General features: G+C 36.4%; 14 protein-coding genes. 9 read left to right on the top strand and 5 right to left on the bottom strand.

The window, feature by feature from the left end; translation table 11 throughout:
- Positions 1-79 precede the first annotated feature (79 nt).
- The 3 genes from pncB to RA0C_RS07965 are packed head-to-tail and all read left to right on the top strand — an operon-like array spanning position 80 to position 3,570.
- Positions 80-1,249, top strand: coding sequence for a nicotinate phosphoribosyltransferase (pncB, locus tag RA0C_RS07975; protein ID WP_004916430.1), 1,170 nt, complete (start codon positions 80-82; stop codon positions 1,247-1,249).
- A gap of 53 nt (positions 1,250-1,302) precedes the next feature.
- Positions 1,303-2,790: a DNA recombination protein RmuC gene (gene rmuC, locus RA0C_RS07970; protein ID WP_004916428.1), complete on the top strand. Its 1,488-nt coding sequence runs from the start codon at positions 1,303-1,305 to the stop codon at positions 2,788-2,790.
- A 6-nt stretch (positions 2,791-2,796) separates the two neighbouring features.
- Positions 2,797-3,570, top strand: a complete 774-nt coding sequence (locus tag RA0C_RS07965; protein WP_004916425.1) for a TrmH family RNA methyltransferase — start codon at positions 2,797-2,799, stop codon at positions 3,568-3,570.
- A 3-nt stretch (positions 3,571-3,573) separates the two neighbouring features.
- On the opposite strand, the gene RA0C_RS07960 is transcribed toward RA0C_RS07965, so the two are convergent.
- Positions 3,574-4,092: a GNAT family N-acetyltransferase gene (locus tag RA0C_RS07960; RefSeq protein ID WP_004916422.1), complete on the bottom strand. Its 519-nt coding sequence runs from the start codon at positions 4,090-4,092 to the stop codon at positions 3,574-3,576.
- A gap of 196 nt (positions 4,093-4,288) precedes the next feature.
- On the opposite strand from RA0C_RS07960, the gene katG reads away from it, so the two are divergent.
- The gene (gene katG, locus RA0C_RS07955) at positions 4,289-6,511 is read left to right on the top strand and encodes a catalase/peroxidase HPI (RefSeq protein ID WP_004916421.1); all 2,223 of its coding nucleotides are present in this window, start codon (positions 4,289-4,291) and stop codon (positions 6,509-6,511) included.
- A gap of 324 nt (positions 6,512-6,835) precedes the next feature.
- On the top strand, positions 6,836-7,321 hold the full coding sequence (locus tag RA0C_RS07950) for a YkgJ family cysteine cluster protein (RefSeq protein WP_004916419.1): 486 nt from the start codon (positions 6,836-6,838) through the stop codon (positions 7,319-7,321).
- A gap of 84 nt (positions 7,322-7,405) precedes the next feature.
- Here the strand turns inward: RA0C_RS07950 and RA0C_RS07945 are convergent, their stop codons facing one another.
- The 4 genes from RA0C_RS07945 to RA0C_RS07930 all read right to left on the bottom strand — a co-directional run bounded on the left by RA0C_RS07945 (position 7,406) and on the right by RA0C_RS07930 (position 12,197).
- Positions 7,406-8,362 (bottom strand): hypothetical protein, encoded by a 957-nt coding sequence (locus RA0C_RS07945; protein WP_004916416.1) that lies wholly within the window; start codon positions 8,360-8,362, stop codon positions 7,406-7,408.
- A 27-nt stretch (positions 8,363-8,389) separates the two neighbouring features.
- Positions 8,390-9,610 carry an aminotransferase class V-fold PLP-dependent enzyme gene (locus tag RA0C_RS07940; RefSeq protein ID WP_004916415.1) on the bottom strand — a complete coding sequence of 407 codons (1,221 nt, stop codon included), beginning with the start codon at positions 9,608-9,610 and terminating at the stop codon, positions 8,390-8,392.
- A gap of 108 nt (positions 9,611-9,718) precedes the next feature.
- Positions 9,719-11,260, bottom strand: a complete 1,542-nt coding sequence (locus tag RA0C_RS07935) for a glycine--tRNA ligase (protein WP_013447069.1) — start codon at positions 11,258-11,260, stop codon at positions 9,719-9,721.
- A gap of 88 nt (positions 11,261-11,348) precedes the next feature.
- The gene (locus tag RA0C_RS07930; protein WP_013447068.1) at positions 11,349-12,197 is read right to left on the bottom strand and encodes a hydroxymethylglutaryl-CoA lyase; all 849 of its coding nucleotides are present in this window, start codon (positions 12,195-12,197) and stop codon (positions 11,349-11,351) included.
- Between the two features lie 183 nt (positions 12,198-12,380).
- On the opposite strand from RA0C_RS07930, the gene pepT reads away from it, so the two are divergent.
- The 4 genes from pepT (at position 12,381) to RA0C_RS07910 (ending at position 16,148) form a co-directional block, all read left to right on the top strand.
- Positions 12,381-13,640, top strand: a complete 1,260-nt coding sequence (pepT, locus tag RA0C_RS07925; protein WP_013447067.1) for a peptidase T — start codon at positions 12,381-12,383, stop codon at positions 13,638-13,640.
- 79 nt (positions 13,641-13,719) lie between these two features.
- Positions 13,720-14,049 (top strand): hypothetical protein, encoded by a 330-nt coding sequence (locus tag RA0C_RS07920; RefSeq protein WP_013447066.1) that lies wholly within the window; start codon positions 13,720-13,722, stop codon positions 14,047-14,049.
- A 130-nt stretch (positions 14,050-14,179) separates the two neighbouring features.
- Positions 14,180-15,787: a fumarate hydratase gene (locus RA0C_RS07915; RefSeq protein ID WP_013447065.1), complete on the top strand. Its 1,608-nt coding sequence runs from the start codon at positions 14,180-14,182 to the stop codon at positions 15,785-15,787.
- 88 nt (positions 15,788-15,875) lie between these two features.
- Positions 15,876-16,148, top strand: coding sequence for a hypothetical protein (locus tag RA0C_RS07910; protein ID WP_013447064.1), 273 nt, complete (start codon positions 15,876-15,878; stop codon positions 16,146-16,148).
- Positions 16,149-16,309: the final 161 nt, after the last annotated feature.

Below are 16,309 nucleotides of genomic sequence, written 5' to 3'. Positions count from 1 at the left end.
ATCCTTTACAGGGTAGCCTCTTTTTTATCTCCATTCTCACAAAAAACCCTATTTTTGTTGCATATAAACCAGAAGTATTATGCCAGAAGTACGTCTAAAGTCTATCATAGACAACGATTTCTATAAAATAACCATGCAAAACGCCGTAGTGAAATTATTTCCTACCGCCAGAGTAAAATACGAATTTATCAACCGTGGGAAACATTTTTTCCCTGAAGGCTTTGCTGACGAGCTTAGAAAAGCGGTAAATTCTATGGCAGAGCTAAAACTCACCAAAGAAGAAAAACTATACTTACAAGAAACCTGTCCTTACTTAGCCTTACCTTACCTAGACTTTTTAGAAGGCTACCATTACGACCCCTCCGAAGTTAAAATCGTACAAGAAGGCAATGATATTAAAGTAAGTGTAGAAGGGCTTTGGTATCGTACCATATTATGGGAAGTTCCACTTTTGGCACTCATTTCTGAACTCCATTACCGAATGAACAAAATGGAGCGAGATTCCAATGAAACCGTTGTGCAAAATACCGTAGAAAAGTCTAAAAAACTTAACGAACTAGGCGTTACCTTTGCTGAATTTGGAACCAGAAGACGCCACTCTTACAAAGTCCACCAATTAGTAATGGAGGCTCTTATGGAAGAAAAAGGTCAGTTTATCGGAACTTCTAATGTTCATTTTGCTATGAAATATGGTGTAAAACCTATCGGCACCCACGCCCACGAATGGTTTATGTTCCACGCCGCAGAATATGGTTTCAAAATGGCAAACCAACTCGCATTAGAACATTGGGTAGATGTTTATCGTGGTGATTTAGGAGTTGCCCTTTCGGACACTTATACTACAGAAGTTTTCTTCCGCCAATTTGATAAGAAGTTCGCTAAACTTTTTGACGGCGTTCGCCACGACAGCGGAGACCCAATAGAATTTGCAAAAAAAACCATAGAGCATTACGAAGGTTTTGGCATCAATCCTAACTTTAAATACATCATTTTCTCCGATGGTTTAAACCTTGAAAAAGTAGAAGAAATAACCAAAGCAACTCGCGGCACTATAGGCATCTCTTTTGGTATAGGCACCAATCTTACTAATGATGTCGGACTCAAACCAATGAACATCGTGATGAAGCTCATAGGCGTACAAGCCCCTAACGGCGACTGGATTCCTACAGTAAAACTTTCCGATGAAAGAGGCAAATACACAGGAGAGCCTAAAATGATAGAACTCGCAAAAGAAGTACTTAGAATATAACTTTCAGAAAAGACCGTTTGTAGTACAAATTATATAAAATTTAGATTAATTAGATGACTTTATACTTTATCATCATTTTTATTTTTGGAGGAGTGATAGGTGGGGTTATGGTTTACTTTTTTGGTAAATCAAACACCATTTCTAGAACAACCTATGACGAGCTTAACCGTAATTTTATAGCTAATGAAACCGACCTTAAAAATTGGATTTCAAAAACTAAAGATTTAGAGCAAAGTCTGAATTTGGAAAAAGAACACTATAAAGCAAAAACCACAGAAAATGAAAGCCTTAAAGATTCTTTATCCAAAACTTCGGCTACGCTAGAAACAGCTCATAGCCAAGTGGAAGAACTAAAAACCCAACTACAAACTCAAACACTCAACCTCACTCAACTACAGGAGAAAAATCAGCATTATTATGCTAAAATAAGTGAACTTTCTGCCAAAAATGAAACCCTAGAACAATCATTAGTCAATCAGAAAAAGGAAATACAAGAGCTACAAGAAGCCACAAAACTTCAGTTTGAAAACATTGCTAATAAAATTTTAGAGGAGAAAACCGAAAAATTCACTTCCCTCAACAAAGAAAATTTAGGACATATATTAAAGCCTTTCCAAGAGAAAATTACGGAACTCAAAAACACCGTACACGAAACCTATGATAAAGAGGCTAAAGAACGCTTTTCTCTAGGAGCAAAGGTAAAAGAATTGGCAGAACTCAACCAACAAATTTCCGAAGACGCCAAAAAACTAACCCGTGCTTTAAAGGGTGAAGCTAAAACACAGGGCAGATGGGGCGAGATGATACTAGAAAGCATCTTAGAGAAATCTGGTTTGGTAAAAAACAGAGAATACTTCCTAGAACACGAGCTTAAAAATGAGGATAACAAAGCTCTTTACTCCGAGTTTTCGGGTAAGAAAATGCGTCCTGACGCTGTGGTAAAATATCCTGACCAGCGTACCGTCATCATAGATTCTAAGGTATCACTTACCGCCTTTACAGATTTAATAGACGAAACCGATGCCGACCTCTACGACATCAACCTCAACAAACACCTTAGTTCGGTTAAAAATCACATTGTAGAATTATCTCATAAAGCCTATGATGATTATGGTAAATCGCTAGATTTTGTCATGATGTTTATCCCTAGCGAACCCGCCTATATTGCCGCTATGCAAGCCGACCCTAACCTTTGGAGCTTTGCTTACGATAGGCGAATATTACTCCTCAACCCAAGCAACCTTATCACCTCACTAAAGCTGATTGCCGACCTTTGGAAACGAGAATATCAAAACCAAAACGCAATGGCTATCGCCGAGAGAGGGGCTAAACTTTATGATAAGTTTGTAGGATTTGTAGAAAATCTAGAGAAAGTAGGCAAAAATATAGACAATGCTAAATCTGCCTATAACGATGCCTTTGGGCAACTTACTTCGGGCAGAGATAACCTTGTGAAACAAACCGAAAAACTAAAAGAGTTAGGCGTAAAAACCAAAAAGACCCTTGCACAAGGTCTAATAGACGACAGCGAAAAAGACTAGCCAAAAATGAAAACAATCATAGAAAGTTTACAGAACGATAAAATAAAACACCTCAACCGATTAGCCACCGATAATAGGTTTAGAAAGAAGCAGGGCGTTTTCATCGTAGAAGGTGTGCAGGAAAATCAGAGAGCCTTAACTTTTGGCAACGAAGCCCTAGAGTTTTACATCTGTGAGAGTATTTTCTCTGCAGAACTACCCACTAATGCAAAAATCTATTACATTACAGATAAGATATACCAAAAAATCGCTTATAGAGGCACTACCGAAGGGATTATCGGTGTTTACAAAACACCACAAAACCACTTAGACCATTTTATTCCGTCCGAAAATGCTTCGGTCATCATTGTAGAAAGCATAGAAAAACCAGGCAACCTTGGGGCTATACTTAGAAGCTGTGAAGCGTTTGGCATAGACGCCCTTATTGTTACCGACCCTAAGGTAGATTTTTACAACCCAAATGTCATCAGGTCTAGTGTAGGTTGTTTATTTGGTATGAATATTTTTCAAGCAGATAACCAGAGTACTTTAGCATTTTTAAAGAAACACCATTTTAAGGTTTACACCACTTTTATGAGCGAAGACGCCCAGCTAATCCATCAAAAAGATTTTAAAACCAAAACCGCTTTAATTTTCGGGACAGAACACTCTGGGATTAGTGATTTTTGGAAAGGCAAGGCAGAAAATATTCTCGTGCCTATGGCAGGGACAATAGACTCCCTCAACCTAAGTAATGCCGTAGCAGTGAGTTGTTACGAAATTTTAAGACAGCGGTTGTAGCTTTTATAATTTCAGCTTCATCATAATATCTGTTTGAGGGTCATCTCCCAACATAAATAGATGCTTGTCAAACGCCACGAAGCCATTTTTCTCATAAAAACGAATGGCTTTATGGTTCTGTTCCCATACCCCTAGCCAAATATAATCTACCCCTCTATCTCTAGCCAGTTGGAGAGCATGTTCGTAGAGGGCTTGCCCTACCCTTTTGCCTTGGAAGGCTTTCAGTACATAGATACGCTCTATCTCAATAGCTTTAGGGTCTTTCAACTCCGTTTGCGAAACACCAAAATTAAGCTTAAGATACCCCGCTAACACCCCATCAACTCTAGCAAAATAAAACTCCGAAAACTCATCTTGCAACTCCTCTCTAAGGCACTTTACAGAAAAAGCCTCATCTAAATACTTTTGCATATTCTCTGGAGTATTATCCGCAGCAAAAGTCTCATAGAAAGTAGTTTTACTTATCTGTTGCAGAAGCTCAACCTCATTAGTCTTTACTTTTTTTATTGCAATTACCAACATTGTATCTCTTTATTTTAATCATGGATAAATATAGAATAAGTTTAGAAAACCACAAAAAAGGCTCAATTCTTGTATTACTATAGAAGTTATAGTTTAATTTATAAAATCTATCATCGTTATAAATTTAATTGTTTTTACAAATTAAAATATTCCGTTACCTTTGCATCAATAACTCATTAAAATAATACAAAAAAATATGGAAAACACAGGAAAATGCCCGTTTCCACACGGACAACAAGAACAACCAAAATCAACAGGAAAATGTCCCGTAGCACACGGAGCAAATACAGAAATGGGAGACTCTGTAATGGAGTGGTGGCCAAAAGCACTTAATTTAGATATTCTACATCAGCACGATACTAAAACTAATCCTTTAGGAGAAGAATTTAATTACGCCAAAGAATTTAAAAAATTAGATTTAGAAGCCGTAAAAACCGACCTTAAAAATCTAATGACCGAAAGCCAAGATTGGTGGCCTGCAGACTGGGGACACTATGGGGGACTTATGATTCGTATGGCGTGGCACGCCGCAGGTACTTACAGAATTGCAGATGGTAGAGGTGGCGGAAACAACGGAAACCAAAGATTTGCCCCGCTTAACTCTTGGCCAGACAATGCTAATTTAGATAAAGCCCGCCGTTTACTTTGGCCTATCAAAAAGAAATACGGCAACCAACTTTCTTGGGCAGACCTTATGATTTTAGCAGGAAATATGGCTTACGAGTCTATGGGTTTAAAGACATTCGGCTTTGCAGGTGGTAGAGAGGACATTTGGCACCCAGAAAAAGACATCTATTGGGGTTCTGAAAAAGAATGGTTAGCAGCCACAGAAAACAGATACGAATCCGATGAAAACCGTGAGAGTTTAGAAAATCCGTTGGCAGCAGTACAAATGGGCTTAATCTATGTGAACCCTGAGGGGGTAGATGGCAACCCAGACCCTCTAAAAACAGCAAGAGATATGCGTACTACCTTCAAGCGTATGGCAATGAACGATGAGGAAACGGTTGCACTTACCGCTGGAGGACACACCGTAGGGAAAGCCCACGGAAACGGAAACGCGGCTCTTTTAGGTGAAAGTCCAGAAGGAGCTAATATAGATGAGCAAGGTTTCGGGTGGAACAATCCTCATTGGGACGGAAAGGCAGCTAGCGTGGTAACCAGTGGTTTAGAAGGTGCTTGGACGACCCACCCAACACAATGGGATAATGGATTCTTTGATTTACTTTTCAAATACGAATGGGAACTCAAGAAAAGCCCAGCTGGAGCGTGGCAATGGGAGCCTATCAATATCGCAGAGGAGGATATGCCTGTAGATGCATCTAACCCAAGCGTAAAAAGAAACCCAATGATGACCGATGCGGATATGGCACTTAAAATCGACCCTGAATACCGCAAGATTTCAGAAAAATTCCACCAAGACCCTGCTTATTTTTCAGAAGTATTTGCAAGGGCGTGGTTTAAATTAACACACAGAGATTTAGGACCTAAGAGTCGTTATTTAGGAGCAGATGTACCGCAAGAAGATTTAATTTGGCAAGACCCAATCCCAGCAGTAGATTACACACTTACCGATGCAGAAGTTAAAGAATTAAAAGAAAAAATCCTTCAAATAGGTTTAACTCGCACCGAGCTTATCAACACGGCGTGGGATTCTGCAAGAACTTTCAGAGGCTCCGATTTTAGAGGAGGTGCAAACGGAGCAAGAATCCGCCTTGAACCACAAAGAAACTGGGAAGGCAACGAGCCAGAGAGATTAAATAAAGTATTAGATGCTTTAACGCAATTCCAATCAACTTTAGCTAAAAAAATCAGTTTAGCAGACCTTATCGTACTAGGAGGAAGTGCTGCCGTAGAACAAGCAGCAAAAGAAGCTGGTGTTGAAGTAGAAGTTCCATTCTATGCAGGAAGAGGAGACGCTACGCAAGAAATGACCGATGTAGAATCTTTTGAACCACTAGAACCACTACATGACGGTTTCAGAAACTGGGTGAAAAAAGAATATGCCGTAACTCCAGAAGAAATGTTACTAGACCGAGCTCAACTCATGGGGCTTACCGCACCAGAAATGACAGCTTTAGTAGGTGGTATGCGTGTATTAGGAACCAACCACGGAGGTACTAATCACGGTGTGTTTACCGACAAAGTAGGCGTATTGACCAACGATTTCTTTGTACACCTTACGGATATGAATTATGCTTGGAAGCCAGCAGGAAGCAATCTTTACAACATTGTAAATAGAAAAACAGGTATTACCAAGTTTACTGCCACTCGTGTAGATTTAGTATTTGGTTCTAACTCTATTTTGAGAGCTTACGCAGAAGTTTATGCCCAAGACGACAACAAAGAAAAGTTTGTAAAAGACTTCGTAAAAGCATGGACAAAAGTAATGAACGCCGACCGCTTTGATTTGAAATAATAAAATTTTTTTAACAGCAATACCCCTTTACTCATCACGAATAAAGGGGTATTTTTTTGTGCGATGATTAGAGCGTGCCGGCTCCCCAATCCCAAAGCTAGTGCCTCGCCGTCGGGCTTTCGGCTATATCTTTTTCTCCAACACCAAATCCCGAACCTAAAAAAGAAAAAGGATACCGCCTCTATCCCTCACGCAATAAAAACACCAAAAAAATTCCCTGCTATTATTAGTAATCCGACCAATTCAATATAAAAATCTAAATAACTTGAAAAGGTATAAACCATACAAAAAAATCAAACAATAAGATTTCACTAAATTTGCACTATGGATTTGGAACTTAACAGACAACATGCTCAACAGAAACATAAAGAACATAAAAAATTCTTGGATAAACTTAAGAAAAAACCACCTAAAAATTTAGATTATCTTACTCAAGAAATTCACGATGAAGTATTTGATGAGATAGATTGTCTGTCTTGTGCCAACTGTTGTAAAACCACAGGTCCTCTTTTTACGACACAAGATATAGAGCGAATTTCCAAATTTTTAAAACTAAAACCTACTCAGTTTGAAGAAAAATATCTAAGGATAGACGAAGATAATGATTGGGTATTACAGCAATTGCCTTGCCCGTTTTTGTTCTCTGATAATACTTGTATGATTTATGAAGTACGCCCCAAAGCCTGCCGAGAGTTTCCCCATACAGACAGAAAGAAGATTTACCAAATCAACCATCTCACAATTAAAAACATAGAAATCTGCCCCGCCACTTTTAAATGGATTGAAAAAATGCGAGAAAAAATAGAGTGATTTATCATTCTAGAAAAGTATTTTTGTAATTAAATATTACTAAATTTCTATTATTCCCGAATCCTGCCTTTTGTAAATACTATGTTAGGTGTAGTTTTTCCTTTCTCTATATCTCAATAACTCCCAATTATTCCCTGTTAAAATAGCTAGATAATCTTTTTTAACATCTAATTTGTTAAAATTTAATTTATGTTTATCAATTATCAAAATTACCAAAATCATATAAGAAATCGAATCGTACAAAAAAACTTGATCAATATTTTCGTCAGTTTTTACACTAATTATTCCATTAAGATTATGAATTATCAAATCAGATAAACCTAGTTGTTCATTATTTTTTAAAGGAACATGACTATTTAGCATTAAATTAAAGAAATTTGAATGAGTGTGTTTTGATGTATCATCATAATATTCATTTCTCATTTTTAAATATTCATCCCATAATTCGTTATTCATATTGTTATTGGGAAGATTTTTTATTTGAGTGATTATTTTATTCGAAACTTTCTTTATTACATCAAATTTTAGAGTTTGATAATTTTTAGTTGGATGATTTACATTGTTTTCTTTTTTGAAAAAATTATAAAATTCTTCATCGCCAAGAATTCCAATACATAGTTCAGTCAGCTCTATAGTATTTCTAAACAATACTTTGCCTTGATAATCTTTTCCATTTGTAAACAATTCTTTTAATGCAATATAATTATTTGTTATAACAGTAAACACCATCCAAAAATGATTTAAAGAGTTATATGAATAGCTTTCAATTGAATAATCATTTTTAGCTTTTTCTGTTTTATCAAAATATTCGCTCAAGGAAAGAACTAACTGTGTGTTTTTATTAATAATAAAATCAAAATATTCTATATCAAACTCTAAATCTTTTTTGAATTCTTCATTTAATAATTTAGTAGTCTCCATCAAATTATTAAACTCCGAATTATCTTTTAAATATTGTTCGTAAGAATACTTAAAAGGAAATCTTCCTTCATCTATATCAATTTCTAATTTTTCTTTAATTATAGTTGAGAGTTTTTTCATGTAAAATTACAGCTAACTATTATTAAATTAACGCAACATCTTTTGTGCTTTTTTTAATCCTTCTATAAAAATATCTATCTCTTCTAAGGTATTATAAACCGCAAAACTAGCTCTTACTGTACCCGCTATATCAAAAAACTTCATAATAGGCTGTGTACAATGGTGTCCCGTTCTTACAGCTATGCCCATTTTATCCAAAATCATACCTACATCAGAAGCTATACCCACACCATCAAGATTGAAAGAAATAGCACCAACTCTAGGCGCTTTTTCTGCATAGATATGTACGTCTTCCATTTGTTTTAGTTGGTTTTGAGCGTATTGCATCAGTTGGTTTTCGTGATTTTGTATATTGTCATGACCTATTGTCGTCATAAAATCTACAGCAGCTCCTAGGGCAATATTACCTCCTACATTGGGCGTGCCCGCTTCAAACCTAAACGGAAGTTCGGCATAGGTAGTTTCTTCAAAGGAACAAGTTGCTATCATCTCACCGCCGCCGTGAAATGGAGCTAGAGAGTTAAGAGCTTTTTCCTTACCATAAAGAATACCCGTTCCCATAGGAGCGTACATTTTGTGTCCTGAAAACACGAAAAAATCACAGTCTAATTTTTGAACATCTATTTTAAAATGTGGCACTGATTGTGCTCCGTCTATCAATATTAAAGCGTCTGATAATCGTCTCGTTTTTGCTATAATTCCCTCTATTGGATTGATAACTCCCAAGGCATTGGATACTTGATTTACCGATACTAATTTTGTTTTTTCAGAAAGCCATTCGTCTAAAACTTCTATTTGTAGTATGCCATTTTCATCTATAGGAATTACCTTTAGTATTGCCCCTGTTCTTTGACACAGCATCTGCCAAGGCACAATGTTAGAATGGTGTTCTAGGTAGGAAATAATGATTTCATCACCTTGCTTGATATGAGGTGTAAGTGCGTAAGCGACTAAGTTGATGGACTCCGTAGTTCCTCTAGTAAAAATAACTTCATAATCGTGCTTGGCATTGATGAAAGTTTGAACTTTTTTACGAGCGTCTTCCATTGCTTCGGTTGCCAATTGGCTTAAAGTATGTATACCTCTATGTACATTGGCATTGATTTCTTTGTAGTAATTTTCCCAAGCCTGTAGAACAGAAATAGGCTTTTGCGAAGATGCTCCGTTATCTAAATAAACTAAATTTTTACCATTAACTTTTTGAGATAAAATAGGAAATTGACTTCTTATATATTTAATGTCTAGCATTTTAACTAATTTAGATTAAATTAAAGTTCAAAGGTAGTAAATTAAGTTTACAACAAAAAAGCCTTGCCTAATTATTTAGGCAAGGCTTCTCTGCAAAAATTATTTATTTTAAATTTTAGATAAAAGTGTTCTAAAGTTTACTTTATCATCTATAATTTTTCTTAAGTCTTCTACGGAAACTCTTTCTTGTTTCATTGTATCTCTTTCTCTAAGAGTTACTGTATTATCATTAAGTGAATCATGGTCTACAGTAATACAGAAAGGCGTACCTATAGCATCCTGTCTTCTGTAACGCTTACCAATACTATCTTTTTCTTCAAAGATAACATTAAAGTCGTACTTTAATTCGTTGAAGATTTTTTCTGCAAATTCAGGCAACCCGTCTTTTTTAACCAATGGCAAAATAGCCGCTTTTACAGGAGCTAGGGCTGGAGGTAAAGACAACACCGTTCTTGTAGAGCCATCTTCTAAAGCCTCCTCTTTAAGAGAGCTAGAGAACACCGCTAGGAACATTCTGTCTAATCCTACAGAAGTTTCTACCACATAAGGCACATAGCTTTCACCTCTTTCTGGGTCAAAATATTGTAGCTTTCTACCTGAGAATTTCTCGTGTGCTGTAAGGTCAAAGTCTGTTCTTGAGTGGATACCTTCTAACTCTTTAAATCCGAATGGGAATTTAAACTCTATATCCGCTGCTGCGTTAGCATAATGGGCTAGTTTTTCGTGGTCGTGGAACTTATAATTTTCCGTACCTAATCCAAGTGCCAAGTGCCAGTTAAGTCGTTTTTGTTTCCATTCTTCGTAGAATGACAATTCCGTACCTGGAGCTACAAAAAACTGCATTTCCATTTGTTCAAACTCTCTCATACGGAAGATAAATTGTCTCGCTACAATTTCATTTCTGAACGCCTTTCCTATTTGAGCAATCCCAAAAGGTAGCTTATGTCTAGAAGTTTTCTGTACATTAGAGAAGTTTACGAAAATGCCTTGTGCTGTTTCTGGTCTTAGGTAAAGCTCCATGGCGTTTTCCGCGGAAGCACCTAGTTTAGTCCCAAACATTAGGTTAAACTGTCTTACTTCTGTCCAGTTTTTAGAGCCTGTATCAGGGTCTGCTATTTCTAGCTCTTCTATAAGGGCTTTAACATCAGCTAAATCATTATTATCAAGAGATTTAGCCATTCTAGTAAGAATGCTTTTTTGCCTTTCTCTATACTCTAGAACTCTAGGGTTGGTATTTACAAATTGTTCCTCGTCAAAATCAGCACCAAATCTTTTTTGGGCTTTAGCTATTTCTTTCTGAGCTTTGTCTTCTAGTTTTGCACAATAGTCCTCTATAAGCACATCGGCTCTAAATCTTTTTTTGGAATCTTTGTTATCTATCAAAGGGTCGTTGAAGGCGTCCACATGTCCAGAAGCCTTCCATGTGGTAGGGTGCATTAGAATAGCAGAGTCTAACCCAACGATATTTTCATTAAGCTGCGTCATGGCTTTCCACCAATATTGCTTAATATTATTTTTTAGTTCGGCACCATTTTGCCCATAATCATAAACAGCAGATAGTCCGTCGTATATTTCACTAGACGGAAATATAAACCCATATTCTTTAGCGTGGGATACCACTTTCTTAAAATCGTCTTCTTGCTTAGCCATAATATTTAGAATATACCTGCAAAAATAACTTTTTTAATTTTAATTTTGAGGTAAAATCAAATTCTATTTGATAAAAACGGATTGACGTTTAAAAATGGAAAATAGATTTGGCAATATTCCATGCGGATTCAAAATGGAGCATATTCTGCTTAATCTCTATCTTTTCTAAATTCATAAAGTTGAAAAGCTGTTCCGTAGGCATATTCCCCACAAGGTCATCTTTAGCCATTGGGCAACCGCCTATCCCTTTTATAGCTGAATCAAATCGTCTACAGCCTTTATCATACGCAGCCTTTAGTTTAATGTAAGAATCTTCATACCTGTTATGAAAATGAGCACCAAAACTAATATCAGGATGATTAGCAGGAATTTTATCAAATAAAAGAGCTATACTTTCCGCAGTGGCTACCCCTGTAGTATCTGAAAGTAATATATTTCTGACTCCTATTTCCGAAAATCGGTTCGCCCAAAAGGCAACATCTTCCCATTTCCAATCTTCTCCGTATGGATTACCAAATGCCATAGAAAAGTAGAGGTTAAGTGTTTTTTTCTCAGACTTTACCATTTCTAAAATGGTTTTTACCTGATTGAATGCTTCTTCTTGATCTTTGTTGGTGTTTCTAAACTGAAAGGTTTCGGATATAGAAAAAGGAAATCCCAAAATGTCTACATTGGCATGAGAAAGTGCCTTTTCTGCACCTGTTATGTTGGCTACAATAACGGAGAGTTTAGTATCTGATAAAGATTTATCTATATTATCCAACACTTCCCCAGAGTCTGCCATTTGCGGAATGGCTTTAGGAGAAACAAAGCTACCACAATCCAATACATCAAACCCTACCTCCATTAAACTATTAAGGTAATTGATTTTTGTATCTGTTGGAATAAACTCACTCCAACCTTGCATGGCATCACGCGGACATTCTGTTAGAAACATTGGTTAATGTTTTATAAACTTTGGTTTCAAATATAACAAAAACTTTTTAAAAGCCACAAAAACCAAAATTAATTGATGTACAACAATTTAACCTTAAAATCAATTTAACCTTTTTTCTAAAACCTAACAAGTACAACTCCTACTTTATTTTAAAATCCTAAATTTGTAGAAAATATATACAAAATGATAAACATAGATTTTACCCAAGAATGGAAAGATAAACTCCTCGCAAGATTTTTAACCTATGTTAAAATATACTCTACTAGCGACCCTGAAAGTGAAACTACACCATCTACACCTCAACAATGGGATATGGCGAATTTACTCTTCAACGAGCTTAAAGAACTAGGATTAGAAGATGTTTCCATTGATGAACACGGCTATGTATTTGGCTTTATCCCTTCTAATTTAGACGATAAAGAAGTACCTCAAATAGGATTTATTGCACACTATGATTCCACACCAGACTTTAATGGTAAAGGCGTTAATCCTCAAATATGGAAAAACTACGACGGTGGAGATTTAGTGCTAAACCAAGAAACAGGCTTTACCCTTTCTTCTTCTAAATTTGAAAGCCTTAAAGATTATATTGGTCAAACCCTCATCACTACAGACGGCACTACCCTACTTTCTGCGGACGACAAAGCTGGTATTGCAGAAATCGTAACGGCAGCCGAGTATCTTATAGCTCACCCTGAAATTAAGCACGGTAGAATATCCGTAGGCTTTAATCCTGATGAAGAGATTGGACGAGGTGCTCACAAATTCAATGTAGAAAAATTTGGTGCAGAATGGGCATATACTATGGACGGCGGTGAAGTGGGCGAACTAGAATATGAAAACTTTAATGCTGCTGGTGCTGTTGTTAAAATACACGGTTTAAGTGTTCACCCAGGATATTCTTATGGTAAAATGGTAAACGCTGGACTTTTAGCTGCAGATTTCATAAACCGTCTTCCGTCTAACGAAACTCCTTCTACCACCAGAGGTTTTGAAGGTTTTTATCACTTACTAGAAGTAAATGCTGATGTTTCTGAAGCTAAGCTACAATACATCATTAGAGACCACGATGCAGAGAAGTTTGAAGCTAGAAAGTCATTCATGCTAGAGAAGGTTAAAGAATTTAATGCTCAATATGGAGAAGGAGTAGCAGAAATAGAAATTAAAGAGCAATACCGCAACATGAAACAACAATTTGAAGGAAAAATGCACATCATAGATTTTGCGGAAGAAGCAATGAAAATAGCTAATATAGAGCCAAAAATAAAAGCGATAAGAGGTGGCACAGACGGTGCTCAGCTTTCTTATATGGGATTACCTTGTCCTAATATTTTTGCGGGAGGGCTCAACTTCCACGGACCTTACGAGTATGTTCCTTTAGAAAGTATGGAGAAAGCCACTAAAGTGATACTAAACATCGCCCAACTAGTAGCTGAAAAATAATCTTTAATCAAAGACCAATTACATCTCTCCTTTCTTTTAAAAAAGGAGAGATTTTATTAAGTTTTAATGATTTGATATAATGAAAAAAGCAATTTTATACGCTATTGTAATTACCTCCATCAGTTTTCTAAGCAACAAGTTTATTAACGGACAAGAGCCTGCCGTAGCATTATATTATGGCTTCGCATTCGGATTAGCATGGGGCATGGCATTCTTTCTAGACCGTCCAGACTATAGCTTGCAAAAAAAACTAGGGATTTCGTTTATCGGCATCGGATTACTTTTAGGGATAGGATTTCTATTCTTTAATCCTATGATTGCAATACCTTCTGTACTTAGGTTTTCTATTGTTTTTGTAGCCTATTTCTTACTAGCGAGTTTTAGAAGTTCGAAAAGTCTAAGGAAATAATTATTTAGAACCAATATAAATTTCTATTTTTCACACCAAAAAAGGAAGAAATCATATCCTTATTTTTTCGTTAAAACCACGGCTATTTTTATTTTTACGGAAAATTGTATAACAGCTAAAAAATATAATAATGGAATTTCATTACCAAGAACCCTTCCCTATCCTAAAAGACGATACACCTTATAAAAAACTTACTTCCGAGTATGTAAAAGTGGAGAAATTAGGTGATAGAGAAATTTTAAGCGTAGATTCTAAAGGTCTAGAACTCTTAGCAGAAAATGCTTTAGCAGATGTTTCTTTTATGCTACGACCTACCCATTTACAGAAATTAAAAAACATTATTGATGACCCCGAAGCTACCGATAACGACCGCTTTGTGGCATACAATCTCCTTCAAAATGCAGCTGTCGCCGTGGAAGGAGCTTTACCATCTTGCCAAGATACAGGTACAGCAATATGCGTTGCAAAAAAGGGAGAAAATGTTTATACTGGTGTAAATGATGCCGAATGGATAAGCAAAGGGATTTACAACACTTATCAATCTAAAAATTTAAGATATTCGCAGATTGTTCCTTTAACAATGTTTGAGGAGAAGAACTCTGGCTCTAACCTTCCTGCACAAATTGATATTTATGCCAACAAGGGCAGCGAATATCATTTCTTATTCTTAGCAAAAGGAGGCGGTTCTGCCAACAAGACTTTCCTTTATCAAAAAACCAAATCGCTACTTAATGAGAAAAATTTAGAGGCTTTTGTTAAGGAAAAAATCATGGATTTAGGAACTGCTGCCTGTCCGCCGTATCATTTAGCTCTTGTTATTGGTGGAACTTCAGCGGAAGCTAATTTAGCCGCTGTAAAGAAAGCTAGTGCGGGTTATTATGACAATCTCCCAACGGAAGGCAATATAGGTGGACAAGCCTTTAGAGATTTAGAATGGGAAAAGAAAGTACAAGAAATTTGTCAGAAAAGTGCTATTGGAGCTCAATTTGGTGGAAAATACCTTACACATGATGTAAGAGTAATCCGTTTACCTCGCCACGCAGCAAGTTGCCCTGTAGGCATGGGGGTATCCTGTTCTGCAGACCGAAACATAAAAGGAAAAATCACTAAAGATGGTATCTTTTTGGAACAATTGGAAGAAAATCCAAAAAAATTCTTACCAGAAACACCACCTCATCTAGAAGCTCCAGTAGAAATTGACCTTAACCGTCCAATGAACGAAATCCTAGCTGAGCTTTCTAAATATCCTATCAAAACAAGATTAAAACTTAAAGGAACTCTTATTGTTGCTAGAGACATTGCACATGCTAAAATAAAAGAGCTTTTAGATTCAGGTCAGCCAATGCCAGAGTACTTTAAAAATCACCCTATCTACTACGCTGGACCAGCTAAAACTCCAGAGGGAATGCCATCAGGAAGTTTCGGACCAACAACCGCAGGAAGAATGGACCCTTATGTAGACGAATTCCAAAAACATGGCGGAAGTATGATTATGCTGGCTAAAGGTAACAGAAGTAAAGAGGTAACCGATGCTTGTGCTAAATACGGCGGGTTCTATCTAGGCTCTATTGGCGGTCCTGCAGCAATACTTGCCAAAGAGAATATTAAATCTGTGGAAGTGGTAGATTTCCCTGAGTTAGGTATGGAAGCTGTGAGAAAAATAGAAATAGAAAACTTCCCTGCATTTATCATTACCGATGATAAGGGTAACGATTTTTTCTCAAGCATTGCACACTAAATTAAAATGAGTATAAATTAAAAATTAGCATAGATTTCTTTTGTGGAAAGAGAAATTTATGTTAATTTTGCCTAAAATATTTAAGACAATGATGTTATCAGCATTTTGGCCGTTTTATCAGTTCCTTTGGACTATTTATTTCTTCACCATGATGATGGCGGGGTTTTGGTGTATCATGATGTTCGCAACTTACATTGTGCCTCTATGGCTTACAGAAGGTCTATTGGAATATTTCGGAAAAACTAAGCCTTTTAATCCTGAAGAAGTAAGATATAAGAAACTTTATGAGCAAGAAGGTGTTGAGGTAATTTACAAAAGACCCCTAGGTGATGTTGTAGAAACACATACTAGCCACCACTAATAATCTTTAACTAAGTTTACAAACAAGCATACACATTTACTTTAGATAGATGTGACAGGTTACGCTTCCATTTTAGGAAGCGTTTTTTGTTATATTAAATTTCATTAACATTAAGCGTAATTTTCTGAAAATTTCTTAGAATTGCCTGTAAAAAAATAATA

Source organism: Riemerella anatipestifer ATCC 11845 = DSM 15868 (genome assembly GCF_000252855.1).
In the GTDB taxonomy this organism is placed as follows: Bacteria; Bacteroidota; Bacteroidia; order Flavobacteriales; family Weeksellaceae; genus Riemerella; species Riemerella anatipestifera.
The sequence above is the reverse complement of the archived record's forward strand: the minus strand, read 5'-3'. Positions and strand labels throughout refer to the sequence as shown.

Bases quoted from the DNA above. Each gene is read 5' to 3' on its own strand.
- pncB (WP_004916430.1), top strand. From the start codon at position 80: ATGCCAGAAGTACGTCTAAAGTCTATCATAGACAACGATTTCTATAAA.
- rmuC (WP_004916428.1), top strand. From the start codon at position 1,303: ATGACTTTATACTTTATCATCATTTTTATTTTTGGAGGAGTGATAGGT.
- RA0C_RS07965 (WP_004916425.1), top strand. From the start codon at position 2,797: ATGAAAACAATCATAGAAAGTTTACAGAACGATAAAATAAAACACCTC.
- RA0C_RS07960 (WP_004916422.1), bottom strand. From the start codon at position 4,092: ATGTTGGTAATTGCAATAAAAAAAGTAAAGACTAATGAGGTTGAGCTT.
- katG (WP_004916421.1), top strand. From the start codon at position 4,289: ATGGAAAACACAGGAAAATGCCCGTTTCCACACGGACAACAAGAACAA.
- RA0C_RS07950 (WP_004916419.1), top strand. From the start codon at position 6,836: ATGGATTTGGAACTTAACAGACAACATGCTCAACAGAAACATAAAGAA.
- RA0C_RS07945 (WP_004916416.1), bottom strand. From the start codon at position 8,362: ATGAAAAAACTCTCAACTATAATTAAAGAAAAATTAGAAATTGATATA.
- RA0C_RS07940 (WP_004916415.1), bottom strand. From the start codon at position 9,610: ATGCTAGACATTAAATATATAAGAAGTCAATTTCCTATTTTATCTCAA.
- RA0C_RS07935 (WP_013447069.1), bottom strand. From the start codon at position 11,260: ATGGCTAAGCAAGAAGACGATTTTAAGAAAGTGGTATCCCACGCTAAA.
- RA0C_RS07930 (WP_013447068.1), bottom strand. From the start codon at position 12,197: ATGTTTCTAACAGAATGTCCGCGTGATGCCATGCAAGGTTGGAGTGAG.
- pepT (WP_013447067.1), top strand. From the start codon at position 12,381: ATGATAAACATAGATTTTACCCAAGAATGGAAAGATAAACTCCTCGCA.
- RA0C_RS07920 (WP_013447066.1), top strand. From the start codon at position 13,720: ATGAAAAAAGCAATTTTATACGCTATTGTAATTACCTCCATCAGTTTT.
- RA0C_RS07915 (WP_013447065.1), top strand. From the start codon at position 14,180: ATGGAATTTCATTACCAAGAACCCTTCCCTATCCTAAAAGACGATACA.
- RA0C_RS07910 (WP_013447064.1), top strand. From the start codon at position 15,876: ATGATGTTATCAGCATTTTGGCCGTTTTATCAGTTCCTTTGGACTATT.